The organism is Sulfurospirillum sp. HTRB-L1, from assembly GCF_059415125.1.
In genome coordinates, this window is the sequence record NZ_JCAHZR010000003.1 from 16,644 (window position 1) to 42,430 (window position 25,787).

Below are 25,787 nucleotides of genomic sequence, written 5' to 3' on the forward strand. Positions count from 1 at the left end.
ATCCTTACATGTAAGGCTTGTCGCTGTACACCACGCTTCTGCTTTTGGGGGTTTCTAAAAATTCTACATGAGAGACCTTCACGTCAAGGCGCTGCATTTTGCGCGCGATGATTTCCATGAGCCACGTGGAAATGTTTTCGCTTGTGGGGATGAAATCCACGATGATGTAGCCCTCGTACATTTCACGTATGTGCTCAGGGGCACCTTGGATGCGCGCAAGGTCAGGAGTGTGGTAGCCCGCTTCGTGGGCGATGAGCCCCGATTTGTCTTGAAAGTGGGGCAAAAGGGTTTCAAAGAGTGGGTCGTGGATGTCGATGATGAACTTGTGGTCAAGGGTGTCGTCTAAAAACTGCTTAAACCAATTGAGGTGGTGAAAATCTGTCACCATGCCATCTTTAAGCACCTCGCTTTGCAAATGCACAATAACCTTGCCTTGATGCCCATGCAAATGTCGACACGCCAAGCACCCCGTGAGAGCAAACTCGCTCTCAAGCTTTTGCGACCATACGCGGTGTCCGTAACAAAAATCAAATTCTTTGCTGATTTGCCATACCATCGTGCGCCTTTTTTGAAATCCTAACGCAAAAGAGCTTTTGACGCGCTTTTTAGCCCCCTTATACCCACGGGCTGGGGGAAACTAGCGGAGTATATCGCCTGAGGAGAGGTTCATCTTATTAACCGCAAACACCTTTTTGCCCAAATCCTTCAAACTTGCGCCAAAGTGGTAGACCGCACCATCACAAATCAAAAACCTGTCATGAAAATTTTTGGCAATATTAACCTCAAGGTTGCCGTATTGTTTGTTGTATTTTTCTATGTCTAGGCGCAGTTGCTTGGATATGCTTTGTGTGTAAACGGTAAATGTTATCGTTTGATTTTTCGCAAACAGCGTTAAGATGGATTCATCTATGTAGTTGTCAATTAAAACTATCGAAGTTTTCGCGCGTTTGATTAGCTCCGACAACAATACATAAGCATCAAATATTTGTCCATCATAAAATATACCATGCTTAAGCTCCAAGCTTGCGTTATTAATATGAGATTGAATGGCTGCCACATCACTTTCAAGGGCCGAAAGTCTGTGTTCTGTGATTTTGTGCGTGTTGATAGCATACCCATTTTGGATGTAGTTTTTAAGGACTGATGTTGCCCATTTTCTAAACTTTGTAGCAGTTATGGAGTTTACTTTATAACCGATTGAGATAATCATATCAAGATTATAATGCTCCAAATTCCGTTCAACCCGTCTATTGCCTTCATTTTGAACTGTCAAGAAAAACTTGACAGTTGAATCTTTATCCAACTCTTCATCTTTGTATATGCGATTAATATGAAGGCTTATATTTTGTTTTGTAACTCCAAATAACTCACCAAGCTGTTTTTGAGTGAGCCAAATCGTCTCCTCATTTACTGGCACCTTTAGTTCAATTTCACCGTCACTATAAACCACCACATCGGACATATTCAACTCCCTTGGGTATTTATAAAACTATAGTGGATTTCCAATAAAATATCAATTTATAATAAAGATATTAAAATAAATACTCAATATAATATATCGCCTCGGCAGTAAAATGTAAAAGAACTTTTGGGGTGCTTTTTTTGCTTACATGTAGATTGATTTATGGACGATATTCGGCTATAATTTACAAAAAGGAGTGCGTCATGCGAAAAAGTGAAGCTTTAAAGATTTTAAACATCCCCACAAGCACACTCAAAGAGTGGAGCAAACCCGCCCACTCCAAGCATAAACTCTACTTGCTCATCAAGCATACCGATGCAAAACAGGCTCTTTGTGCCATCACCCAAAACGTGCCAACGCCTATTTTAACCCTCCTTAATCGAAACATCAAAACACAAGAGCATTTTCATGACGATGAGATTTTTAAACTGTTTTCAAAAAAAAGCTACGCCAAACTCACCCCAAGGGAGCGTGTCGCCTTTGCAAAATTAGTACGCGAACTTGACCAGACCACGTCGCTCCCACAGCTTTTTTTGCACAATATCACAACCCCTAAAGCCTTTTTACACCTCTTTCACGGCTCTCCTTTTGCCAAACTAAGCACTTTTTCTTCCTTTGCTTCGGCACTTGCCAAGAGGTGTTTGCATGATTGATTTTTCTAAGCAAGCCTGCATGTTGGGCCTCGCCATAGAGGCATTAACAAAAGAGTGCAAAAGAGCTTTTGACGTGCTTTTTAGTCAAGGTGGGTTACACTTTTGCATTCCAATTGAAAGTATGTGATGGTCAAAGTAGTTGATGTGTTTTACTCCATTCAAGGCGAAGGGGCGCAAACGGGCATGGCGTGCGTGTTTGTGCGTTTATACGGGTGCAATCTTGCCTGTAGTTTTTGCGACGAACCGTTACACAAAGGCACGTATGAGACGCTGGGTTTTGAAGAGATTCTTGCGCGCATCGCGCCTTTTCCCTCCCGCCATGTGGTCATCACGGGCGGCGAGCCAAGCTTGTATGATTTACGAGCATTTATCGGTTTTTTGCAAGGGCACGGCTACCATGTGGCGGTGGAAACCAACGGGTACGATTTTACCAACCTCACAGGTGCCAACTGGGTTACTTACAGCCCCAAAGACTGGAACGCCATCAAGCAAGAAGGATTTGATGAGCTTAAATTTGTCGTTGCGCGCACCTCGCCCGTGGAAAAGATACTCGCATTTTCCACCCAAAAGCCTGTGTTTATCCAACCCCAAAACGCCAAAGACGCGCCCGATTGGGACAATGTGGCCTTTTGCATCAACCTTGTCAAGACCCATCCACAGTTTCGTCTGAGCGTTCAATTGCACAAATTTTTAGGAGTCGCGTAGTGAAAACATCCAAAGCCCTCGTCGTTTTTAGCGGAGGACAAGATAGCACCACCTGCCTAGGCTGGGCGAAAAACCGCTTTGAGGGCGTCGAGACCATCACCTTTGACTACGGACAAAAACACCGCGTGGAAATCATCCAAGCCAAAAAAATTGCTCAGGCTTTACATGTAAACAACACCGTGCTCAGTCTGGATGCCTTTTCACAGCTCAACGACTCTGCACTCATTGATGGCACCAAAGACATCGGCGCGCACCACGGCACACACACCAACCTGCCCGCTTCTTTCGTGCCCAACCGCAACGCCATTTTCTTCACCCTCGCCCACGCCTTTGCCCAAAAACAAGGAATAGAACACATCATCATCGGCGTGAGCCAGACGGATTATTCGGGGTATCCTGATTGCCGTGCGCCCTTTGTGGACGCCCTTGAAAACGCGCTAAACCTTGGTAGCGAAGCGGCCATCACCTTTCACGCGCCCCTCATGCACCTCAATAAAGCCCAAACTTTCGCCCTTGCCCAAACCGAAGGCGTTTTAACCCACGTCATCGACGACTCACACACCTGCTACAACGGCAACCACACCCAAAAACACCCGTGGGGCTATGGCTGCGGCACCTGCCCAGCGTGCGAACTGCGCAAGGCGGGATGGGAGGAGTTTGAAACCCTTTACATGTAAAGCGCATCAGCTCAAATCACATCCAGAACTACAGATGACTAATGATTCTCTTATTTTATGATTTAACGCTCATCAAACTGCCACTCTTGGGTCTTGTGTCGCTGAGCGATAGGTAGGATTTAGCCGAACTGTTTGATGCAAGAGAAGATGTTTTTTGAGACTCTAAGATTGCTTTGTAGCTTTGTGCATCTTGTTGAATGTAGGCATTGACTTCTTCAAGAAGCAAATCCACCAATTCTTGGCTGAACTTTTTATCGGCTGTCATACCGTAGCCTTTTAAGGCCTCATTTAAAAAAGCTTCACCAAAATTACTTTTGGCATACTCTTCGATACTTTGGCCACTTTGGGTAAATTCAAAGTAAGATTGAACATCTTTTACATAGCTTACATCACCTTCCGTTTGCGGAGCAAATAGTCCAACAAAATTACCAAAGAGATTTCCAACGGAGATTTCATTTTCATTGGCATTGCCTTTATCAACTGCAATGCCCATCTCGCTCATCAGCTCTTTATAATCTGAAAGCGAATCCGTATTTTTCCCAGTACTTTCATCTACATATGTTTGCCCCATGCCAAAAAAAGGTAAATTGCCTGTTTGAAAATTACTATTTGAGAGCGTAACGATTGCGCCAGAAGCTTCTTGCACTTTTAAGTACTGACCATGCGTTTGCTGCACACTCACAACATTTCCAAAAATGCTACTATCAATGACAAACGATACGGGCATGTTGTGCATTTGTGAGAGGGTCATGGAACCATCAGAATCAAGGGAATTTCCTGCAATCTTTGAAAAGTTACTCCATGCTTTTGAAAGAGCGGTTATGGGGTCTTGGGAAGAACCCATAACTTGCATACTCTTTGCGACAGTTTCCAATGTTTTTTCGTGTATTTTTACATGGCTTGGGATGCCAGCCGCGGCATTGAAGTCTGCACCAAAGTAACCGTCTTCATCAACCTTAAATCCCCACTGTGTTGAGATGGTAGCTTCTTCTGTGGTGGATGTTGGCACTTCGGCTTGTTGGGTTTGTGTCGTCGGGTAAATGGACGAGGGTATGTTAATCTTCATGGATTGGGGTATATTTGATGCACTCAAAGATGCAATACTACTCATAGCTTACCTCCTAAAGTTAGACAATAGAAGGTAAGCAAGAATCGTACCAAAGTATTATTGTTTATATTGTGGTTTTAAATTTGTTAAAGCAACTTTTACAAATTCAACGCGGGTGGTATTTTTTAAAAGTAACTCTCTTTTTCGCCATTTTTTGGATTTTTTCGCCATTTTATCAACCGAATGTAATTTTTATAACATATAATGCATGGCTATAAAAATTACTCTTAAGGCTTAGGCATCATGCATCAAATGAGTTTAACGAAAAAAATGGTTATCTTTGGTCTCTCAGTGTTTATCTTACTTGCGGGTGCTTTTATCCTCAACCTCTCTTCTCTTAGAAATATTCAAGCGGAATTTGAGACATTTTCTCAAAAGAATCTCGTTGGAAAGATTGCCGTTTTGGAGATAGAATCTGACCTTAATTACATCAGTCGACTTACGCGTGACATCATGCTTGGCAACGCGTACGAGGAGAACCTTAGCAAGCTCCAAGCGTACGTTAAACGCATTGATGGAAAATTTTCAGTGCTCCAAGAAACGCTCACGGGCGATGCTGCCACCCTTAGTGCGCACAAAAAACTGTTGGAAAATACCCACAAAAGCACCATGGCCTTTGCGATGGACGGTTTTACCAAAATGGAAGCCCTAAGGGGCAAAGCGCTCACGCCCGAACTTTTGGCGCAAACTTACCAAAACTACCGCAAAGATGCCACGCCACTGGCCAATGAAAGCAGAAAGCATTTTGAGGAAATCAAAAGCCTCAAAGACAACGAATTTGAAGAAAGAACCGCCTCGTTTGAATCTCAAATCGCTTCGTTTAAGCTCACGCTCATCGTTCAGTCTTTGGTTATTATCGTGCTTATCTTAAGCAGTCTTTTGTTTATTTCGCGCAATATTATTCACTCCATCGCGCGCTTCCAAGAGGGCTTGCTTGGGTTTTTTGGGTTTTTAAATCGCACCTCGTCCGAGGCAAAACTCATCGACCTTGACACCAACGACGAGATAGGCCACATGGCGCGCATCATCAACGACAATATCTTGCTTGTTCAAGAAGGCATCCAAGAAAACGATGCATTTTTGGCACAAGTGAGCCAATTTGCCCAAGAACTTTCCGCAGGCAACATGCTTGCCAAGCTCAACGCCACCCCCAAGGCAAAGCACCTTAGCGAGCTCAAAAACATCCTTGAAAAGATGCAATACGACCTCGAACACGCAATCGCACGCAGTATCCCACGCTTGCTTGAAGTCCTTGAAAGCTACAAACGTCAAGACTTCACCAAGCGCCTTCCCGACGCGTACGCCAAAATAGCCATGAGCGTCAATGGTCTGGGTGAGGAGATTTGTGCTATCTTAAAATCTTCCAAAGAAAACAGCTTGGCATTGAGAGAAAAAGCGCAGAACCTTCAAAAAGAGATGGCTTCTTTGACGGAGGCTTCTCAAAAACAAGCCCAAAGCGTCAAAGAAACTACCACCACCATGCAGCACATCAACGCCTCCATCGTCTCGACTTCCCAAAAAACCCAAGAAGTTTCCGTTCAATCTAACCAAATCAAATCTATCATCGAAATCATCAGTGACATCGCCGACCAAACCAACCTCCTCGCCCTCAACGCCGCCATCGAAGCGGCACGCGCAGGAGAACACGGGCGCGGCTTTGCCGTGGTGGCCGATGAAGTGCGAAAGTTAGCCGAGCGCACCCAAAAAAGTCTGAGCGAAATCAACGTCAACATCAACATCCTCGTGCAATCCATCTCCGACATCGAAACAGCCGTGAGCGAGCAAGCCCAAAGCATCATGCACATTAGCGAGTCCATGGAAGTCATCGATGTAAACACACAAGAAAACGAAGGCATCGCTCAAAATATCAACCTCATTTCGCAAGAAGTCAATCAAATGAGCCATGAGATTTTAGAAGAAGCAAATCGAAAAAAGTTTGAGTAGGCCTGACGCCGCAAAAGAGTCGCGCCCAGTTTAGGGCATCTTTTTGTGTCAAAGAATCACTCCGATTTTTTGACACACCCTTTCTAATAATATTTGCCCCCAAAACGCTACATGTAAGGAACATAACGCCACCCTTCACCCAGTTGGAACTTTATTGCGATATTATCTACTTGTGATTTGTAAAAACAAGGAGAGATAATGCTACGCCGTTTAACTGTAACCATTGCTACACTTTTGATTTTTCTTGGCGGCTGCGCAAACGACCAACAAGAACCCACCGTGACAGACACGCCAAAAATTGTAAAAATCCTTCACCTTAACACAACTGCCTCATACACAAGAAGTGCTGAATTTCCAGCCGAAATCTACGCTTTCAAAGACACCACCATGGCTTTTGAAGTCTCTGGAAAAATCGTCACTTTTACTGTCGAAGAGGGAGAGCGTGTTCAAAAAGGCGACGTAATTGCCGCATTGGATGACACTATCTTTCAAGCAAACTACGCCTCCGCCCTTGCAAACTACACCCAAGCCCAAACAGACTACGAGCGTTATAAAGCACTCTACCAAGCACGCGGTGTTTCCAAAGCAGATTTTGAAAAATTTGAACAAAACCTTAAAAATACCCAAGCCCAATACAAGATTGCTCAAAAAAACCTAGCCAACACAAAACTCGTAGCAGAATTTGATGGAATCATGGCCAAAAAACTGGTCAATGATTTTGCGCGCATCAACGCGAAACAACCCATCTTAAGACTCCAGGACAATAGTGCTTTTAAAGTCAAGTTTTTTGCACCCGAAAAAGAGGTGGTGTCCATCAAGACAGAACTCACCCCACAAGAGCTCTCAAAACACATCGATTTTCATGTTTTCTTGAGTGACCTTCCGCAAGAAGTCTTCACCGCAACGCTTTTAACCATCTCCACAACCGCCGAAAAAGTAACGCGCACCTTTGAAGTGACCTTGCTCATCAAGCCAAGAGCAGGAGTTAACCTCCTTCCAGGCATGAGCGCCAAGGCAAGGGCCGTGGCAAAAGAGGTGCAACCTGGCTCCATCCTCATCCCCTACAAAGCTCTTTTTACCAATGACACCAATAAAACATTTGTCTGGAAAGTCAACAGCGAACAACGTGTGCTTAAGCAAGAAGTGCATCTTGGAAAAATCACAGGAGAGCATGTCGAAGTCCTCCAAGGACTCACCAATGAAGATAAAATCGTCACCTCGGGTGTGGATTTTTTAAACTCGGGTGATGCAGTTCAAACGTATAAAAAACAAGGCAATTAAGATGGATATCGCATCATTTAGCATCAAAAATAGACTGCTTATCTATCTTTTGACGATTTTAGGTATCGCTTATAGTGTTCTTGTCTACGAAAAAATGGGCAAACTCCAAGACCCTGAATACACCATCAAAGATGCGTTGGTTGTCACGTATTACCCTGGCGCATCAGCCAAAGAGGTAGAAGAAGAAGTCTCGGATAAACTCGAAGAAGCCATCCAAAAACTTTCGTACGTAAAAAGAATTCGCACGGAAAATAGTAGTGGAAAGTCCCTTATCATCGTCACCATGAAAGACCACTATGGGGCCAAAGACCTTCCTCAGATTTGGGATGAGTTGAGAAAAAAAATCGCACAAGCTACCCCTTCCTTGCCCCCTAGGGCAAAAACTCCTTTTGTCAATGATGATTTTGGAGATGTGTATGGAGTGTTGCTAGCCGTTTACGGAAACGAGTACACGCATGATGAGCTTAGAAGCTACATCGATTTTCTTAAAAAAGAACTCATCCTTGTGGAAGGCGTGGGCAAGCTAGACACCTTTGGCGAGAAGCAACGGGCCTTGATTGTCGAGATAAGTAGAGACAAACTTGCACATTTGGGGATTACAAAGGAGCAAATCGCCCAAGAACTCTACCTCAAAAATCTTATCCCATACTTTGGAAAAATCACCATCGGCGAAGCCTTCGTTGCCGTAAAAACTGACGGGTTTAGCAGCACCGACGAGCTCTTAAACATTATCATCAGAGGCAAAGAAAGTGATGCGCAAATCTTTTTAAAAGATATCGCAACGCTAAAAGACACCTACCAAGAACCCGCGACCGAACTCCTTCACTACGATGGACACAAGGCGATAGCCATCGGAATCTCTACGATTGAAGGCGGCAATGTGGTCGCTATGGGTAAAAAAATCGATCAAAAACTGCAAGAACTTGAACACCTCAAACCCCTTGGTATTCAACTGGGCGTGATCTCTCACCAAGCCAAGGATGTCGAAGCAGCCATCAATACATTTATGATAAACCTCATCCAAGCCATCAGCATTGTGGTTGTTGTGTTGCTCTTGTTCATGGGGCTTCGCAGTGGGCTTATCATTGGAGCGGTATTGTTTGCCACCATTGCCATCAGTTTTATTTTCATGCCGCCCCTTGGCATCATGCTAGAACGGGTCTCGCTAGGGGCACTCATCATCGCTTTGGGGATGCTTGTGGATAATGCCATTGTTGTTATTGATGGCATTTTGGTACGCATCAACAAAGGCATGGCCGTCAAAGAGGCGGCTTCGCAGACTGTAAAACAAACTGCCCTCCCCCTACTAGCCGCCACGCTTATCGCCATCTTAGCCTTTGGAGCCATTGGGCTTTCTGATGATACCACGGGCGAATACATGCGCTCTTTGTTTTATGTTGTGATTATTTCCTTGAGCCTAAGTTGGATTACAGCGATGACCCTCACGCCTATTTTGGCGGTCAATTTTTTAAAGGCTCCAAAAAAAGAAAAGGGTGAAGAATCGCCCAAAGAAGAGTATGGCTCTTTTGTCTACAAAGCCTATGGCTGGGCACTTGCTTTGGCTTTGCGTCATCGCATCGTGGTTGTTTTATCGGCCATCATCTTATTTGGGATTTCGCTTGTTGGCTTTCCTCTTTTAGAAAAAAGCTTTTTCCCAGACTCCACAAGAGAGCAGATTTTGGTGGATTATTACCTACCACAAGGAAGCTCTATTGAAACAACAGCCGCGTACATGGAAGAGATTGCAAAACAGATTCGCTTGATTGAGGGAGCAGACCATGTCACGACTTTTATAGGCAGCGGTGCCTTGAGGTTTTTACTCACTTACTCGCCTGTGTACCCAAACCCTTCTTACGCACAAATGCTCATCGACGTAAGCAGTTACGAGCAATCTGCGCGCATCATAGAAGAAATCGAGACCTTTGTAAAACATAACTATCCAAGCATCAATGCCTTTGGGGCAAAGTTTATCCTTGGGCCAAGTGAGGGAGGAAGGGTGCAGGCGAAGATTTTTGGCGAAGATTCGGATACCCTTAGGGCTTACGAACAAGAGGTGCTTCGCATCCTCCTTGCTTCACCCTATGCCAAAGGGGTGCGAAGCGACTGGGGCAACAGAGTTAAGCGCATCAAGCCTCTCATTTCCGATGAAAAAGCCAACCTCAACGGCATCACCAAAGATGGTATTGCTAGTGCTATTTTAGACACGTACCAAGGCCGAACTATCGGGGTTTACCGTGAAAATACAGAACTGCTTCCCATCATCCTAAGAGCCCCAAAGGAAGAGCGTGGGGATGTAAAAAACCTTGAAAACATCCAGATTTTCTCTCCTTTTGCAAGCAAAACCATCCCACTTTCTCAGCTTGTCATCGCTTATGAAACTCATTTTGTAGATGATATCATCTACAAGTACAACAGAAAAAAAGCCATCACCGTCCATGCTGAACCCATTTTAGGAAAGCTACCAAACCAATTACTACGCGATGTAAAAGAAAAGATAGAAGCCATCCCTTTTAAGCCAGGATACTACGTGCAGTGGCACGGAGAAGACAAAAACTCCAAAGATGCGCAACAACCCATCCTTAACTCTTTACCTCTTTTTGGTATTGCTATGGTTTTGATTGTGGTGGCCTTGTTTAATTCCATCAAAAAAACCCTGATTATTTGGCTAAGTGTTCCTCTTTCGCTCATTGGCGTTGTTGGAGGCTTGATGATCACAAACCTCTCTTTTGGTTTTATGTCACTTCTTGGATTTTTAAGCCTCTCAGGGATGCTCATTAAAAATGCTATTGTACTCATCGATGAGATTACGCTCAAAAACAAAACCCAAGGTTTAGACGAGGCGATCTTTCAATCAGGTCTTAGCAGGCTTCGGGCCGTCGCTATGGCGGCACTTACCACAGCCTTAGGGATGTTTCCCTTAGCACTTGACCCATTTTTTGCCTCAATGGCCGTGGTCATCATCTTTGGTCTAATGGTCGCAACGGTACTTACCATGATCCTTGTACCCGTGCTGTATTCGCTCTTTTTTTCCACTACTTCACATACGTCCGCAAAAGCGTGATGAGCTTGGCGATTTCTTCGTCGCGCTGGACTTCGCTGACGTGGTTGCCCAAATGCTCTTTGATGTGCCCTTCGATGACTTCATTCATGAGGGAGTTCATCGCTCCACGTGCCGCGCTGATTTGTTGCAGGACTTTGAAGCACTCTTTTTCCCCTTCTAGTGCCTTTTCGATAGCACCAAGTTGGCCTTTTATCTTGCGAACGCGTACGAGTAGTTTTTCTTTATCGGCAATCGTATGGGACATAAGTGCTCCTTTTATTTTCATCTAATCTATACTGGGGTATAGTACCAAAAAATCTTTAAAAAGAAGCCCTCATGAACGCTCTAGCTACCCTTAAAGCCTCTGCCCACTCCCATCAGTTTGACACCGCTAATCCCATCGCAAAGAAAAATGTCCTCTACGCCACGCTATTAACCTTTGTGACGATGCTCGTAGAGATTTTTGGCGGCCTTTACTACAACTCCATGGCCTTACTCGCCGATGGCTGGCACATGAGTTCGCACGTTTTAGCCCTTGGCATGGCGTATCTGGCCTACGTCATGGCGACTAGATACGCCAACGATGTTCGCTTTAACTTTGGCACCTTCAAGATAGAAGTCTTGGGCGGCTACACCAGTGCGGTGTTGCTCGTAGTGGTGGCGTTTTTCATGGCGTTTCACTCCATAGAGCGCATCTTCAACCCTCAAACCATCGCGTACAAAGAGGCGATTATGATTGCCATCGTTGGCCTTGTGGTCAACCTCGTTTGCGCGTGGTTACTCAAAGATGACCACCATCATCACGACCATGACCACGGACACGACCACCATCATGGGCACCAGCATGATGTGAACCTCAAAGCCGCCTACATCCACGTGCTTGCCGACGCGCTCACCTCGGTTTTAGCCATCATCGCGCTCATCGGCGGGATGCTTTGGGGCGCGGATTGGCTAGACCCGGTGATGGGCATCGTGGGTTCGGTACTGGTCTTTGTGTGGGCGATGGGCCTCATCAAACAATCAGGAAAGATTTTGCTTGATGCCAACATGAGCGATTCTGTAGTCGAAGAAATCATCGAAGTTGTAGAAGGCTTGGAAGAAAATGTCACCTTAGAAGACTTACATGTATGGAGAGTCGGCAAAGGCAAATACGGCTGCTTGCTTTCCCTTACATGTAAAGCCCCCCTAAGCCCAGACCACGTCAAACACGCGTTGTCTATTCACGAGGAGCTAGTACACATTTCAGTGGAAATCAGGTAAAAAAAGAGGGATTTTTTGCCTTACATGTAACGAAAATCCTTTACATGTAAGGCGCAAAATTTAGAAGCTAATGTTTTTAAACGCAGGGTCTAGCAAGCCTTTGGCGACCATCGGGGGTTTGGCAACACTCACGCCTTCCACCAACGCCGAAGCGTCTTTGCCTGCTGTGGGGAGAAACAGTGGACACACCTCCACCGAAGCACCCGCTTTAATGAGCCCCCCAAGAGCACTTTTTGGGTTCACAACACTGCCATCAGGCCGCTTCACCGTGCCTGCTTCAAACTCTTTCAGGGCAAGGTTTCCCGCAGGACCACACAGGGTGATGTTAACCGCCTTGTTGTGGTCTTTGATGGTGCTGGTTGAGAGCACCATGCCCATCATTTGGGTCTGAGCGTCCGCTGAGACGATGAGCACATTAAGGCCCTTAATCTCTTGAGCATTGAGCATCGCGGGCACCACCAACGCACCCGCAAGGGCCATCGATAACATTGTTTTTTTCATACACACACCTCCACACAGTTGAGATGGGGAATTATAGCTGTAAATCTTAAACAGACACGCAAATGTAATAAATCAACTTTTCCCACAACCTCTCACCTCCCATCAAACAAGAGGGCGGTATAATAGCGTTTTTTATCATCCCCCTAAGGCTAAAGATGCGAAGAATTTTGCCCTACTTTTCACAAAATCCCCTCGACAGACTAGACCACGAAAGAGCGTCACAAGAAGCCTTTGACACCCTAAAAAACTCCGAACATGCAACGCTAATCCTCTACGATGGAAACGGGATTGTGTGTGATGAAAAACACCATTGTTATTTTCCAGCTACTGTTTTAAACGCGTACAAAGAGGCGCTTTTAGTGCTCCTTGGCACCGAGGGAGAGCGTGCCTATTTTGCTTTACATGTAAAGCAAATCCCTAGTAATGCCACAATCATAGACCTTAGAAATCTCGCCGAACAAAACCTTGTGGAAGAGGAGAAGTTAGGCATCTTCGCACAAGCCCAAAGCGTTCTTAACTGGCACATTTCCCATCAACACTGTGCTTGTTGTGGGGCCAAAACCCACGCGACCTTTGCGGGGTGGAGGCGGGATTGCCCTGTGTGCAAAAAAGAGCACTTCCCTCGCACCGACCCTGTGGTCATCATGCTTGTAACGTACGGGGAGTATTGTTTATTAGGACGCGGGGTAAACTTTCCGCCCAAGCGCTACTCATGTTTGGCGGGGTACATGGAAGGAGGAGAGAGCATAGAAGATGCCGCTAGGCGGGAGCTTTTTGAAGAAGCTGGCATCAAAGGCGGTGAGGTAACTTACATCGCAAGCCAACCTTGGCCTTTTCCCGCAAGCCTCATGATTGGCTTACATGTAAAGGCGCTTTCACAAGAGTTGCGCCTTGATGCAAACGAAATCAGTGACGCGAGGTGGCTTCACAAAGAAGAGATAAAAGCCCTCCTTAGCGGAGATGAAAGCCTTGGCATCAGCACTCCACGCGAGATAGCCATCGCTAGAAACCTCTTAGAGTGGTGGGTGTTTGAGGAGAAGTAATTCCCCACTGCACCCCTTATTGTTCCCTCACCGCATGTTTTATGGCTTCAAGATGCCATATCTTTTGCGCCCTTGAACCTAGGTACCAAAAACTCACAGCAAGAAGTGAAAAGAAAACCGCTTTGTGGGTGCTATCCCAAAAGTACTCAAAAAACCGCGTGTAGAGGTTGATGAAAAGAAAAGTGATGCCAAAGCCGCGGGTCAAGCCATCATCGTACCGCAACCCGTGGTAAATACTCCCAAGAGCCGCCGCCCCAAAAAGCAACGACCAGTGAAAAAGCTCAATCTGCTTGGCTATCTTCCACGCATAAGGGTCGCCGTAATTGCCAAAAATCGACAAAATCCACAACGCCACAAACAGATACAACAACCCCATCGCCCGCGAAGGAAGAAGAAAATCAGCACGACTGACCCAGTGTTTAAACGCATACGTGCTCAGCCCAAGCAGCACTACGCCAAAAAGCACAAAGCGCATGGGGTAATTCATCCCCAGATAGTACGCTCCCCACCCCGAAGCATAGCCTGTCTCAGCACCAAACCAGCTCCCCAAAGAAAGCAGTGCAAACACCCACACCAGCTTAGAAGGAAACCAAAGCCCCAGTGCGCCATACACCAAAGAAGCCAGTAGAAACAGCAACGAAAAGTGTCCCGAACCCGTGTCGATGGCCTTTCCCAAAAAAGCGATAGACAAGGCTGTTGCCACCACGCCAAGGAAAAACACCGCCTCATTGCTATAGGTTTTCTCAGGATTGTTGCGGCGTTTTTGGATGCCAAGAGCGTACAATCCGCCTGCGCACAAGGCAAACACCGCCGACTTGACCCCTTCTGGCGCAGTAAAAAGTCTGCCAAGAAGAGCGATGAGCCACTTGTCCGCAAGCACCGAAGAGAGGGCGATAAGGATGGAACAAATAGCCAACCAAAACGCGTACTTAGCAACCCGCTTCCAATCAAATAGGCTCACCTCGTAAGAACCTAGCAAGGTTTGGGCTTGGTCTTGGGTGATGACCTTCTCTTTTTCCCACATTTCAATGACGTTTTTAACGACGTGGGCCTCTTTTCTTGTGAGCTGCATGGAGGGAGTCCTTATTGCTTGTTTATTTGTAGTACTGTTTAAACTCGAGAGAGGGCTCTTTGTTGGTATACATGTAAAGCACAATGCCATTGGGGTCTAGGATGGCAAAACCTCTATCTCCCCACGGATGGTCCTCAAGGGGCATGATGGGCGCGTTGCCAAGCTGGGTGAGTCTCTCATACTCCCCATCCACGTCCTCCACTTCAAAGTTAAGCATAAGTCCCTCGCCCTTACATGTAAGCTGTTCGGGGTTTTGTGGAGCCATGAATTGCAGTGTGGCCATTTTGCTACCAAAGGCCATATTCACGTACCAACCGCAGTCAAAAATGACTTTGGCATCAAAGTTTTTGAGGTAAAACGCTCGGCTCTCCTCAACCTTGTGGGTGACGATACAAGTGGAAAGATTGTTTGCTTTCATGGGATGCTCCTGTAATGACTGATGCAAATCAAAAACGCTTGTCTTCTTTAAAAAGTGTCCCGTATTTTATGTACAAATCGGGCAAGTTTTTCTTCTGAGAGCTTTTCACTTTTGTACATTGAAAGCATCTGAAAATGGCATTTCTTAGTACAAGCTCCGACTAGGGCATATTTTAAAACTTTTTTTATGGGTTGTCTTAAAATAAAAAAATCGACCCACCAAGCAGCCCCTAGTATCGTAATCACTTTTACTTCTTTTAGGTTTAAAAGGTAAGGCTGGATAAACCCCAAATCCGAAGCATGATTATACGCATGGCCAGGAGCCCACACCCTGTCAAACCAACCTTTTAAAATAGCAGGAAAGCTAAACCACCAAGTAGGGAAAATCAAAACAAGCGATTGGGCCTCTTCTAATTGCGCAATATCGGAGTGAACACCCGAAGAATCAAAAGCTTGCGCGTAATAGCTTTCTCTTTCTTCTTTGGTCAACGCGGGCTGAAATTTTTCCTTATACAAATCCTTCAGGGTGATTTGATACCCTTTTTTTTCGAGATGTTCAATAGTCTTTTTGGCCAGATAAGCACAAAGACTATCCTCTAGTGGATGAGCAAGCACGACTAAGCATTTCAATGACTTTTCCCCCTTGGTAATGGTGTTGAGTATTTGCTTTTTTTATCCGATTTTTGAGGTGCCATGGGTGCCAAAATGGCTGTTTGCTCGCCAAAAATCGCCCCATGAAAAGAGGCATCACGCGGCACATCGCACAGGGCTTGCCTGTACATTTTGTAAGCGTTTGCGTTGTAGTTTCGCGAATATGGGTTCATAAATCCATGCTGTTGCGCCACATGGTGGATGTGTACATTCTCTTTGTGCCTAAGCGCGCAAATGAGCGCTTCGACCAAGAAGTGCTCTTCGGTTTTTGGAAACACCAAACTAACAGGAAAATGGGGTTCTATTTCCGTGCAATGGCGTATTTGTGAGCCGTAAAATAAAACCGCGCCAAGAACATTGGTTGCCTCAAAACACCCTGAGAGCTTCCAGATGGCCGATGCTCCCACGCTAAACCCCAACAAACTTACAGGGCAATGCATGCCCCCAAGAACCTTTGAGAGTTTTTCCGTGTAAGCGTCCAATCCCACATTGTGAGAAAAGTACGCATACGCATCTTTTTCGTTTTCAAATCCCATCATTTTTGAGTCATAAGGGTCAATGAGCGCAACGTCGCCTTGGAGTTCTGACGCAAGCCGCTCTAGTGCGGGAGTTCTTCCAAAAATATCCGAAACAATCAATCGTCGCATGGCTTGTCTTGCTTTTTAGGGGTTTGTTTGGTCGTAAGTATTATAGGAAAAATAGCCTGTTTTTTATCTATGTTGCTCCCAAAAACACGTTTCATAAAACAACGTTTTTAACTTTTTAGCGTTACAATGCACTTTTACAAAAAAGGAGTGATGATGAGAGCCTATCGTATGTTGCTGCTTGTTTTGGTTGGCTTTGTGCTGAGTGCGTGTTCGCTCAAAAGTCCTGATGCGTCAAAAAGTGTCACCACCTCGCATCAAATGGGCCATCAGATGGATGTTCGTTACTACGCGCTCGGGGGCAAATTGATGCAAAAAATCGCCCACCACACCTACCCTGAAGCCTTTGACGCAAAAGGGACACGCTACGCGTGGAAAGCCCTGGGTGGCGATAGCGGCGGCGATGTTTTGGCGGAAACAACCACACAGTGCGATAAAAACGCGGCGTGCATCGACGTATCAACGGTTAATTACATCATGACACAAGCCCCTTGCATCTGGCCCTATGAACACTACTATGCCGTGGTTGGCGTATGTTGGAACGCGACCAATCGAGGGTTGTACTACACAGGAAAAACCGTACACAATGTTCCTTTTTATGCACTCATCGAAAAAGTATACGGAACCTACGGGCTTGATACGGCCAGTGCTTGTTGGTACAGCCTCAATCCCTCCCGTTGCGAGGAAGGCAAAAAGAAATACGCGTGGTCTGCGTGTTTAACAAAAGTACAAGAAGAGATGCCCTGGAGTGTGACAACCACCCTAAAAGCAGAACCCATCAACCCTAGAATAGCCCTTTACCATGAGTTTCTTGAGCAATCAAGCACCAACACCTTGGGCGTATCCTTGGAGGAGGATTACCTCAAAAAGCTTTTTGAGCTAAACATCCAAGAAAAGCTTGGTGAGGTTTCCCAAGAGCAAAAAGCCCTTCTTTTAGGCATTCACCAAACTTATAAAGCCAAAAGAACGCGGAGCAGCAATGCCACGTTTGAACACGAAGAGCACCTTGATGCACTCAATCAACTGTTCAATGAAGAGCTCCAAGAGTACCAAAAAGTCCTAAGTGACGCGGCATACTTCAAACTTTTTGGCGCCCCAAAAGGCGTGAGGTTTGATATAAGAAATCAATAGACTTCTTGTAGTTTCGCAAGAAGTCTAAGCACTAAAGGTGCGCGGGCACTCTGCCGAAGAGAACCCAGTGTTAGCGTAGTTTTTAGAGCTTTGCTCTAAAAATGTGTCTAGACTTCTTGCAGTTTCGCAAGAAGTCTAATAGAGTTGCTTCTTTAGGATTTGAATTTTCCCAGTTCATTATTGAGCGTTTCTGTCATTGAGTGGAGATGTTCAGACGCTTCTGAAACGTTGTCAATGCTTTGGACATTGCTTTGGGAGATGGTATGGATTTTCTCTATCTCTTCTACGATTTTTTGAATATCTTTGGAAGTCTCCACAAAGCTTGCAACGGTTGCGTGTGTATTGCCAAACGCCATGTCGAGGGTTGAGGCTACGGTATTCATGTCATTTTGCAATTCCATTGACACTTCCGCTAACTGATGGACTTCAGAAGCATTTGCCGTGATGTCCGTGTTTGCTTCCATGATGGATTGGACGACGACGTTGATGGTTGCGTCTATCTCCACAAGCGATTTTTGGGTACGCTCTGCTAGCTTTCGCACCTCATCTGCCACAACAGCAAACCCGCGCCCATGTTCTCCTGCGCGCGCTGCTTCGATGGCGGCATTGAGCGCTAAAAGATTCGTTTGGTCTGCGATGTCGCGTATGATGCTCAGCACATCTTTAACTTCGTTTGCATTGTGGCTTACATCATTGAGACGCTGCGCTAAGTTTTGCTCTTTTTTGGAAGTCATTTGCATGGTGTGCTCTAGTTTTTCGACCTTGTTTTTAATCTCTTTGATAATTTTTTGTGTTTTTTCTAAAGCACTTTGAGACTCTTTGGCTTTAGTGACAGAAGCGTCTATGGATTTTAACAAAGAAGCACCTTTGTTTTGTGTATCGGTTACAATTTTGGATTCGACATCGACATTTTTGACAACTTCGGTTGCTGTGCGAGAAAGTTCTTCGGATATGGCGGCATTTTCATTACTGATGCTTTTAGCTTTTTTAACGATTTCGTGCAGTTTTTCAATAAAGTTGTTGATATTGGACGAGACTTGCCCAAATTCATCTGCAACGTGAAAAGTGAGTCTTTGTCGTAAATCACCATCGCCACTCGCAAGTTCATGCGCCATCGTGTTGAGGTTATCAAGGGGCTTCATGAGGAATTTCACTAAAAAGATGACAATAAAAACAGAAACAACAACCATAAAAATACCGATAAACAAAAGCTCTTGGACTTGTTTGTTTAAAAATTCGTACGCCATCGCTTTATCAAACGTAATGCCAGGAATCCATCCTGTCTCTTGGGACGCAGTAAAAGCATAGAGTTTTTCTACTCCTTGAAACGTGTAGTTTGCAAGTCCTATTTTTCGATCACCCATACTAGCCACAAGATCAGGGGCCAACCCTTGCAAACTTTTCCCCAAGAGTTCTTTTTCGGGATGGGCAATGATGATATTTTTAGTATCCGTAAGCACGCCATATCCCCCATTAAAGTTCACTTCTTTGATGGCTTGGGTGATGCTATCAAGCCCAATGTCAATCCCAAAAACACCAATGAGGGTTTTTTCATAGTTAAAAACAGGTGCCATAATCGTAAAGATAGGTTTTCCAGTAGTCGCATCTATGTAAACATCGGTATAGCTAGCACTTTTTGTTTCTTTTGCTTTAAGGTACCAAGGTCTTTTTCTGGGGTCGTAATCATCAGGGAGTTTTGCCCCACTTCCCAAAACCATCGTCCCATCTTCGTACCCGATATAAGAATCCATGGCTCCTAGCACTTTTGTTGAATTTTTCAACATATCCATGAGCATCGATTCGTAAATTTCTTTGGAGTCTTGGTAAGACACGGCGCTGTGTTCTACCCCCTCTTTTTTTGTAGAAAGCCAAAGGTCTATATACTTCGTAAGTGCAGAAGATGCCATTTGGATGCTTGACTCTATCTGTATTACCGTGTTTTTCTTTGTGTCTATGTAGCTGATAATCCCAAAAACACCCAATCCAAGCAACATTAAAGCAGAGACAACGAGTGTTATTTTTGTTTTAAAATACATGTAACGCTCCATTTTTCCAAATTATCGTACAGGGGTATTATGCCAAGATAAGAAAAAATAAAAGCCTAAAAAGCAAGAGAAAAGTAGGAAACACCACCAACTATTTCCCATTTACACAACATTTTAGGCCATTAAATACACGCGCTCCCCTTGGGTGATAACCCCAGGGGCAATCACCTTGGCGAACAGGCCTCTTTTGTCTTTTAAAAGCTTTGGAAGGGTGCTGTTTATTTTTGACAAACTGCTACAAAGTGATGATTTTTGTGCCACCTCCAAAACGACTTCGCCTATTTGCAACTGAACCCCACCCCCAAAGGTGTAAGGGTCAAAATCAAGCAAAATGTTTTCGCCCAACTCCCCCGCAAGAACCTCAATGCCATTTTGTTTTGCTAGTTCGTAGCTATACTGCGCCACCAGCAAAACAGATCTATCGCGGTCTTTGCCCTTAAATTTATCCCCTTGCGGCCCATCAAGTTCAACACTTAACGCCTCTTTTTTCTCTCTCTTTTGCGCACCCTCTTTTGAAACATAAAGGCTTACTACCCTTCCCAATTCTCTATTTTTCATGCGTGATAGTACTCCTGCAGCCCTTGAAACCAAAAATCTGATTCACGTGTGATGGTTAGCGCTTTTCTTTTTTGAAAGTGGGCGTCCATGTCAAAATTTTTATTTTTTCCATAATTGTCTTTGTATTCTTGAATGAGTTTTGCATACTCTTTTTCTCTCATTCCAGCTATTTCAAAGCGAATATGGTCAAAGGTTTGTTTCTCAATGGTGAATTGCTCCCCCTCTAAAAAATGCACATTAATTCCACCATACCGCTCCTCTTCCTCTAGGGTCAAGTTCATTTCAATGTGTGCTCTTATCGTGGCAAACATATTCAAAAATTGGTCGATTGGTGTTGCAAGGGAATTGACGATTACAGGGTTTTTGGGACTATAGCCCCAGCCACCTGAAATGTCAAGCTTTACCCCAAATACATCAAGGATGACTTTAGACGTATCCTCCACAGGTTCAATGTGTTTAAATTCCATGGGCCCTCTTCTTGGTTTTACTCTTTTTCTAATTCTAATTTTTGTATATACGACTCCAAATCCATGCGCTTGTAACTGCCCGTTGACACATAGGAAATCTCAGCAAAATGCTCATTGATATTCCTGTAGCCAACGGCCCTATGAACCACTTCCCCTTCGCCATTCATAAAGAGGGTGGCAGGATAGGCAAAGGCGCCCACGTGTGCCGAAAATGCCTTGTAAGAGCCTTTAAACCCTTTGTACTTTACCATGCCCTCTGTTTTGGTGTACACATCCACAAAGAGAAAGTGTGCATCTATCTCTTTCGTGATGGCATCGTCTTTAAAGTTTTCATCAAGCATGGTCTGGCAGTAAGGACACCCCGGAATATGATGAAAAAACAAGACGTGTTTGTTCTGCTTTTTGGCTTCTTGGACAATCTTATCCACGTTGATGTCAACGCCATAGGCAACCCCCGCAATCAAAAAGAGTAAAAGCATTTTTGCCATGATTCCAAAAGAGTCCAACACTCCTTCGCGCGCGGACTTTTGGCGTACGTACAGGTCTCTTTTTGCGTCCATCTTTGCCTACTCTATCGTAGAATCTATGGCAGATTCAAGAAGATTTTGCGCATCAATGAGTGGGTTTAATGCCTCATCATCGTAAATATTTGTGCTCATTATCCAGTTGTACACAGACGGATACCCCATGCGCGTAAATGCCTCATCTTTTTTCTTGTACATGTACATGGTACAAGGCGCGAATGCACCTACTTCTGGATACGATTTATGCACGGGATAAATAACTTCTAGTTTACAAATAGAATACCCGTCGTAAAATTCATAATCTTCCACCCCATTGGCCACCAAATCCTCTATGATGGGAATAAACCCAGCGATGGTAAAGCCTGCGGATTCGATTTCGCCTTCCACGATTTCTTGGTAGCTAAATTTGGCTTCGTCGATATCGTCAAACTCATTTGCCATCTCAAAGGCAAACCGCGTCACCAACTCACCATCGGGCCTGATGATTTCGTAATTTAGCGTCTCAAATGCGCCCTTTGGAAATGCCTCTTTTAAAGCCTTGGTCATGCTTTCATGCAGTGCTATGAGATCGGGGTTGTTTAGTGGCACGCCTGAAATCCTCGACATGCCATTTAAGGAGAGCGACGAGAGGCTGATTTTTGTGCCATCTTTTGAATACACGGAGGTGCTAAGGGGCGCTAAAAGCCCAAACTCAGGGTAGTCTTTGAGGATTTTTGCCGTGATTGTTGGGTTGTACACAAACATCAATCTGTACATCGCATAATCTTTTCCGCCCTCAAACCTAGCCTCAAAGGAGAGGTTCATATTGTTATTGCCCGCGATGGTAAAGCCGTTTGCCTCAAAAGCTTTTTCGATGCCCTCAACGGTTATTTTTCCATCCTTGTTATCAGCGCTAAACACTCTGATATCGTGGGGTACCTTTTGTCCTTGTTGCCCCAAAGGAGGAGACACTTCCTTTTGACAACCGCTTAAAAATACCGCCAAAAAAAGAGCAAGCACGCCAACGATTATGTTTTTCATGACCTCACCTTATTTATAATTTTGTGGATGCGAGTTCTTCAGATTTTTCGTACGTGTTGCCCTTTCTATCCGTCGCAACCACCGTGAGAAAATCGCCAATCTCAGACTCTTTTCTTTCAATCCCCTGGTCCAATTCACGCCCTGAGAGCTTTTTGCCTACCTTGAAAGTATCGCACTTAAATTGAAACATGAAAATAGGATTTTTGGAGAAAAATTGGCTTGTGGAAATGTCCAAAACAACCGCCTCCCCCACTTTGCCTGTGATGTGTGTGATAAAATTCGCATCATCGCTATTGCCTGTTTTTGACTCTGCTTGCGCATAGGTGGTCATAGGATGAGAAATCGCCATTTTAGCCGTGGCTACGTCGTCTTTAATCTTTAATTTGATTGCTGATATTTTATTTGCCATCTTTTATCCTTCGCATCCGCCAGCTGCAACCCTGGTTCCAACTTTAGCCATGTAGATTTTGCCGTCCATTCCTTCTACAAGCACCATCACAAGCCCATCTTTTGCCATTTTGATTTTCACGCTATATTTTTTAAGGTCGTAAGGACCTACATCATACACGGCAACCGCGCTCTCAGGATTGGCATCTTGAAAGAGCGCTATTGTTTTTGCCTCAAGGGAGGTTTCAAAATCCACAGGAACGGTAGCGCCACTAGAATTAATCCGAGGCACGGTGATTGTTATCAAATCCGACGCAATAACCTCTTTGACGCCATACAAAGCCTGCGTAGCCTCATCTAGGGTTGTCGCCTCCCAAAGCGAAGGTTTTAACTTTCTGTAATCCTCGGCGCTAAGGTCAAGGGGAGCCACCGTGAGGGCGACCAAGCCCCCTGCAAAACTTAAAAAATGTCTTCTGTTCATCTTCGATTCCTCCTATAAATCAAGCATATAATTGACGACTTCTTCGAACGCTTCATCGTCCAAGGATGACCCACCTTTAGGCGGCATTCCACCCTCTGTTCCCTCTATGGCATTTTTTAGCAACGCGGGAAGTCCTTTTTTCAAAAAGGGAGCCCACCCTGCTTTATCACCCGCCTTTGGGGCAACGCCGTTGTCGTGGCACATGGCACAGTCGTTCGCATAAGCAACTTGTGGGTCAAAGCTGACAGCATTATCCTCTTTAGGAGGAAGGTCTCTAAGCACGGACATAGGGGGTTCAAATTCTGTGATTCCGCCCTCAACCCTGAGGATGTTATCGGTTTGTTGGCAGTTTTCCATGCAAGGTGCCTCACCCTTAGCAAGTCTAATGCCACCGTAATTTTCAGCATTTTCAAAAAATGCTCTCACCTTTTCAACGCCATCAGGCCCATCAATGTCTGGAACAAAGCCATGCCTGTTGGGCATCTCTATCTTCATGAATTTTTCACGGTCAAGCTTAAAGGTTTGATTGACTATCTCACCATGCACTTTCATGTCGTTAATATAGAGCATGTAGGCGACCAAAGAGTAAGTTTCATTGTCCGTTAGGGTTTTTGATTTTTGATGGGGCATGGCGTCCCTTATGTACCAAAACAGCGTGCTTGCAACGGGCCAATAGGACCCAAACACCCGCACAGGACCCTCTGCGTTGGGGTTGAGCCATCTGTTGTTTTTGAGGGTTCTTTGCATCTCTTTTGCTCTACCCGCGGCCAAGGCAGGGTAACCGCCCCCACCCGAACCAAAGTCACCATGGCAGGAGAGGCATTTGGCCTCATAGATTGCTTCGCCCTCATCCACATATCCGTACCCCTCAGGAAGACCTGTGCCATCAGGCATGATGTCTTTATCCCACGCGCTAAGTTCATTGCTAGTTGGAATTCTTCCGTGGTTGTAACGTTGTTTTAATCCGCCCTCGTTCTTAGAGACATCCGAATCTTGATAGACTTGCGGGTTTACATAGTAAGGGCCCGTTTTTCCCCCTTTAATGGGGTAATAAACGCCACCGCTAATATCTTTTTTTGCATTCCACAATCCGCTGTACGCCACCTCTTCGTCTTTAGCCTGTGCCGCACTTGCTAGGATGGCTGTCGATAATAAAGAAGCTGCTACTATTTTATACCGTTCTAATTTGAACATGGTTCACCTCCCCATTTTCTGCCACTTCCCAAGACTCAATCGCATTTCTATGGTACACCGACTCGACACCCATGCCTTTGTTCCTGTCTTTTCCATAATCCTCTTTTGCAACCCCATAACCAAAGATTTCTTGGTCAACCGTGGGTTGGATAAACCCTGCATCGTCCATAGCCCGTGAGGTGAGAATAATCTGCTTGCCATCTTTGTTTTTAAAGCCTTTTGGAATGGTGTACATGTAAGACCACCGTGTCCAACATTTTGGCAAAATCAAACCTTTTAGGTTAGCCTTAACGTAATTGTTGCCCCCATCAAAGGACAAATCAACCCGCGTGATAGTCCCCATGCCCGACCACGCCAGACCTTCGATTTCAACCTCATCACCCTCTTTGAGGCTTGTCCACGGCTTTTCAGGAGAAGGAATAACGACGGTGGAGTTGACTTCATTGGCATAAAAATGCTGTACCGATTTTCCCGTTGGCTTTAACGCGGTATATTTTGAAGTTTCCTCTTTTGCGTACCACGGCTCATCGCTAAATTCTAATCGTTTAAGCCACTTGACGCAAAGGTTTCCCTCCCAACCTGGAAGCAAGAGCCGCACAGGGTACCCTTGTTCAGGGCGGAGTGCTTCGCCATTTTGCCCCCACACGAGCATGGCATCATCGAGCACTTTTTCAACAGGAACTGACCTTCCCATTTCCGAGTTATCGCTACCTTCGGCGAGCATCCATTTCGCATTTGGCTTCAAGCCAAGGTCTTTTAAAATCGTCTTAATGTACACACCCGTCCACTCGGCACAGGACATAAAGCCCTTTGCAAATTGAAGGGAGTTGTATTGGGGTCTTCGCCACTCTTGGCCGCCGTTTGCGGGGCACTCTATGAAGTGTGTCCTTGTGATTCTTGGGTATCGTTTGAGTTGTTCCAAGGTTAAAACAATGGGCTTTTCGACCAAGCCATTGATCATCAAACGCCACGCGTTAGGGTCCACATGCGCCGTGCCGCCGTGGCTTCTTGAGAAAAAGAGTCCATTAGGCGTGATAATCCCCTCACTCTCATGAATCGGCGTGACTGCAATAGCCGCCCTGTAGTTACCCGAGGCCAGAAGCTTTGTATTTCTTCTTGTGTTGTTGTGTTCGTATTTGGAAGGGATGCCGTAACGGTTTTTGGTCACGGGGTCTCCCCATGCTTGCCCCCATTCGGGATGGTGCATGATAGCAGGGTCATCCTCCACAGCCTTTAAGGCGCTAGGAACCATCACGCTTGCCGCAGCAATGGCACTCAACGCGCCAGTCTTTCTAAAAAAACCTCTTCTGTCTAGCCCTGCGATGTCTTCATCCTTGGCTATAGACGTAGAGTTTCTTTTCAGAACTTCTTTAAGCTTCTCCACCGTTTCTCCTTATGTTAAGCATTCTTGGGACAACCAAGTCTACCTCAGGAGGTTTAAAAAGGTGTTGAGGTATATGAAATAAATTTTAATTTATAAGAACAAGTGTTGATTTTTTACTAAAAACTGACAATAGGGTAA

General features: G+C 45.2%; 27 protein-coding genes. 9 read left to right on the plus strand and 18 right to left on the minus strand.

Annotation, left to right across the window (positions count from 1 at the left end; translation table 11 throughout):
* Positions 1 to 4 precede the first annotated feature (4 nt).
* On the minus strand, positions 5 to 556 hold the full coding sequence (locus AC5SLM_RS05700) for a 6-carboxytetrahydropterin synthase (RefSeq protein WP_495249970.1): 552 nt from the start codon (positions 554 to 556) through the stop codon (positions 5 to 7).
* A gap of 81 nt (positions 557 to 637) precedes the next feature.
* The gene (locus AC5SLM_RS05705; RefSeq protein ID WP_495249971.1) at positions 638 to 1,462 is read right to left on the minus strand and encodes a virulence RhuM family protein; all 825 of its coding nucleotides are present in this window, start codon (positions 1,460 to 1,462) and stop codon (positions 638 to 640) included.
* A gap of 203 nt (positions 1,463 to 1,665) precedes the next feature.
* On the opposite strand from AC5SLM_RS05705, the gene AC5SLM_RS05710 reads away from it, so the two are divergent.
* The 3 genes from AC5SLM_RS05710 (at position 1,666) to queC (ending at position 3,497) form a co-directional block, all read left to right on the plus strand.
* Complete coding sequence (locus tag AC5SLM_RS05710) at positions 1,666 to 2,115, plus strand: hypothetical protein (RefSeq protein WP_495249972.1); 450 nt, start codon at positions 1,666 to 1,668, stop codon at positions 2,113 to 2,115.
* Between the two features lie 126 nt (positions 2,116 to 2,241).
* Positions 2,242 to 2,820, plus strand: coding sequence for a 7-carboxy-7-deazaguanine synthase QueE (locus AC5SLM_RS05715; RefSeq protein WP_495249973.1), 579 nt, complete (start codon positions 2,242 to 2,244; stop codon positions 2,818 to 2,820).
* Positions 2,820 to 3,497, plus strand: a complete 678-nt coding sequence (gene queC, locus AC5SLM_RS05720; protein WP_495249974.1) for a 7-cyano-7-deazaguanine synthase QueC — start codon at positions 2,820 to 2,822, stop codon at positions 3,495 to 3,497. The genes AC5SLM_RS05715 and queC overlap by 1 nt, the downstream gene beginning before the upstream one ends.
* Positions 3,498 to 3,552: 55 nt before the next feature.
* Here queC and AC5SLM_RS05725 read toward each other — a convergent pair whose 3' ends face one another.
* Positions 3,553 to 4,506, minus strand: coding sequence for a Cj0814-related protein (locus AC5SLM_RS05725; protein WP_495249975.1), 954 nt, complete (start codon positions 4,504 to 4,506; stop codon positions 3,553 to 3,555).
* Between the two features lie 1,578 nt (positions 4,507 to 6,084).
* Between AC5SLM_RS05725 and AC5SLM_RS05730 the strand changes: the two genes are divergently transcribed.
* From AC5SLM_RS05730 to AC5SLM_RS05740, 3 genes are all read left to right on the plus strand, one after another.
* Complete coding sequence (locus AC5SLM_RS05730; RefSeq protein ID WP_495250378.1) at positions 6,085 to 6,549, plus strand: methyl-accepting chemotaxis protein; 465 nt, start codon at positions 6,085 to 6,087, stop codon at positions 6,547 to 6,549.
* A gap of 198 nt (positions 6,550 to 6,747) precedes the next feature.
* Entirely contained in the window at positions 6,748 to 7,830 is a 1,083-nt protein-coding gene (locus AC5SLM_RS05735; protein ID WP_495249976.1) for an efflux RND transporter periplasmic adaptor subunit, read from the plus strand.
* Position 7,831: 1 nt separating this feature from the next.
* Positions 7,832 to 10,891 (plus strand): efflux RND transporter permease subunit, encoded by a 3,060-nt coding sequence (locus tag AC5SLM_RS05740; RefSeq protein WP_495249977.1) that lies wholly within the window; start codon positions 7,832 to 7,834, stop codon positions 10,889 to 10,891.
* Here AC5SLM_RS05740 and AC5SLM_RS05745 read toward each other — a convergent pair.
* Positions 10,863 to 11,135: a metal/formaldehyde-sensitive transcriptional repressor gene (locus AC5SLM_RS05745; protein WP_495249978.1), complete on the minus strand. Its 273-nt coding sequence runs from the start codon at positions 11,133 to 11,135 to the stop codon at positions 10,863 to 10,865. The two genes, AC5SLM_RS05740 and AC5SLM_RS05745, sit on opposite strands and share 29 nt — an antisense overlap.
* A gap of 71 nt (positions 11,136 to 11,206) precedes the next feature.
* Here AC5SLM_RS05745 and dmeF point away from each other — a divergent pair, with 71 nt between their 5' ends.
* The gene (gene dmeF, locus AC5SLM_RS05750) at positions 11,207 to 12,130 is read left to right on the plus strand and encodes a CDF family Co(II)/Ni(II) efflux transporter DmeF (RefSeq protein ID WP_495249979.1); all 924 of its coding nucleotides are present in this window, start codon (positions 11,207 to 11,209) and stop codon (positions 12,128 to 12,130) included.
* 60 nt (positions 12,131 to 12,190) lie between these two features.
* Here dmeF and AC5SLM_RS05755 read toward each other — a convergent pair whose 3' ends face one another.
* Positions 12,191 to 12,631: a hypothetical protein gene (locus AC5SLM_RS05755; RefSeq protein ID WP_495249980.1), complete on the minus strand. Its 441-nt coding sequence runs from the start codon at positions 12,629 to 12,631 to the stop codon at positions 12,191 to 12,193.
* Between the two features lie 155 nt (positions 12,632 to 12,786).
* Here AC5SLM_RS05755 and nudC point away from each other — a divergent pair, with 155 nt between their 5' ends.
* Positions 12,787 to 13,674: an NAD(+) diphosphatase gene (nudC, locus tag AC5SLM_RS05760; protein ID WP_495249981.1), complete on the plus strand. Its 888-nt coding sequence runs from the start codon at positions 12,787 to 12,789 to the stop codon at positions 13,672 to 13,674.
* Between the two features lie 16 nt (positions 13,675 to 13,690).
* Here nudC and AC5SLM_RS05765 read toward each other — a convergent pair whose 3' ends face one another.
* Genes AC5SLM_RS05765 through AC5SLM_RS05780 form a run of 4 tightly spaced genes read right to left on the minus strand, consistent with a single transcriptional unit; the run spans position 13,691 to position 16,461 of the window.
* Positions 13,691 to 14,746: a hypothetical protein gene (locus AC5SLM_RS05765; RefSeq protein ID WP_495249982.1), complete on the minus strand. Its 1,056-nt coding sequence runs from the start codon at positions 14,744 to 14,746 to the stop codon at positions 13,691 to 13,693.
* Positions 14,747 to 14,768: 22 nt separating this feature from the next.
* Positions 14,769 to 15,164, minus strand: coding sequence for a VOC family protein (locus AC5SLM_RS05770; protein ID WP_495249983.1), 396 nt, complete (start codon positions 15,162 to 15,164; stop codon positions 14,769 to 14,771).
* A gap of 47 nt (positions 15,165 to 15,211) precedes the next feature.
* Positions 15,212 to 15,793 (minus strand): NAD(P)H-dependent oxidoreductase, encoded by a 582-nt coding sequence (locus tag AC5SLM_RS05775; RefSeq protein ID WP_495249984.1) that lies wholly within the window; start codon positions 15,791 to 15,793, stop codon positions 15,212 to 15,214.
* A complete protein-coding gene (locus AC5SLM_RS05780; RefSeq protein WP_495249985.1) occupies positions 15,790 to 16,461 on the minus strand; it encodes a dienelactone hydrolase family protein in 672 nt (223 codons plus the stop codon). The genes AC5SLM_RS05775 and AC5SLM_RS05780 overlap by 4 nt, the downstream gene beginning before the upstream one ends.
* 153 nt (positions 16,462 to 16,614) lie before the next feature.
* On the opposite strand from AC5SLM_RS05780, the gene AC5SLM_RS05785 reads away from it, so the two are divergent.
* A complete protein-coding gene (locus tag AC5SLM_RS05785; protein ID WP_495249986.1) occupies positions 16,615 to 17,589 on the plus strand; it encodes a hypothetical protein in 975 nt (324 codons plus the stop codon).
* A 152-nt stretch (positions 17,590 to 17,741) separates the two neighbouring features.
* Here the strand turns inward: AC5SLM_RS05785 and AC5SLM_RS05790 are convergent, their stop codons facing one another.
* From AC5SLM_RS05790 to soxC, 9 genes are all read right to left on the minus strand, one after another.
* Entirely contained in the window at positions 17,742 to 19,625 is a 1,884-nt protein-coding gene (locus AC5SLM_RS05790; RefSeq protein ID WP_495249987.1) for a methyl-accepting chemotaxis protein, read from the minus strand.
* A gap of 123 nt (positions 19,626 to 19,748) precedes the next feature.
* The gene (locus tag AC5SLM_RS05795) at positions 19,749 to 20,192 is read right to left on the minus strand and encodes an MOSC domain-containing protein (protein WP_495249988.1); all 444 of its coding nucleotides are present in this window, start codon (positions 20,190 to 20,192) and stop codon (positions 19,749 to 19,751) included.
* On the minus strand, positions 20,189 to 20,659 hold the full coding sequence (locus AC5SLM_RS05800) for a hypothetical protein (RefSeq protein ID WP_495249989.1): 471 nt from the start codon (positions 20,657 to 20,659) through the stop codon (positions 20,189 to 20,191). The genes AC5SLM_RS05795 and AC5SLM_RS05800 overlap by 4 nt, the downstream gene beginning before the upstream one ends.
* 17 nt (positions 20,660 to 20,676) lie before the next feature.
* Positions 20,677 to 21,219 (minus strand): thioredoxin family protein, encoded by a 543-nt coding sequence (locus AC5SLM_RS05805; RefSeq protein ID WP_495249990.1) that lies wholly within the window; start codon positions 21,217 to 21,219, stop codon positions 20,677 to 20,679.
* 6 nt (positions 21,220 to 21,225) lie between these two features.
* Positions 21,226 to 22,203 carry a DUF302 domain-containing protein gene (locus tag AC5SLM_RS05810; RefSeq protein WP_495249991.1) on the minus strand — a complete coding sequence of 326 codons (978 nt, stop codon included), beginning with the start codon at positions 22,201 to 22,203 and terminating at the stop codon, positions 21,226 to 21,228.
* 13 nt (positions 22,204 to 22,216) lie between these two features.
* Entirely contained in the window at positions 22,217 to 22,612 is a 396-nt protein-coding gene (locus tag AC5SLM_RS05815; RefSeq protein WP_495249992.1) for a thiosulfate oxidation carrier complex protein SoxZ, read from the minus strand.
* A 3-nt stretch (positions 22,613 to 22,615) separates the two neighbouring features.
* Positions 22,616 to 23,071 (minus strand): thiosulfate oxidation carrier protein SoxY, encoded by a 456-nt coding sequence (locus AC5SLM_RS05820; RefSeq protein ID WP_495249993.1) that lies wholly within the window; start codon positions 23,069 to 23,071, stop codon positions 22,616 to 22,618.
* 12 nt (positions 23,072 to 23,083) lie between these two features.
* Entirely contained in the window at positions 23,084 to 24,265 is a 1,182-nt protein-coding gene (locus AC5SLM_RS05825; RefSeq protein ID WP_495249994.1) for a c-type cytochrome, read from the minus strand.
* Positions 24,243 to 25,649: a sulfite dehydrogenase gene (gene soxC, locus AC5SLM_RS05830; protein WP_495249995.1), complete on the minus strand. Its 1,407-nt coding sequence runs from the start codon at positions 25,647 to 25,649 to the stop codon at positions 24,243 to 24,245. The genes AC5SLM_RS05825 and soxC overlap by 23 nt, the downstream gene beginning before the upstream one ends.
* Between the last annotated feature and the right edge of the window lie 138 nt (positions 25,650 to 25,787).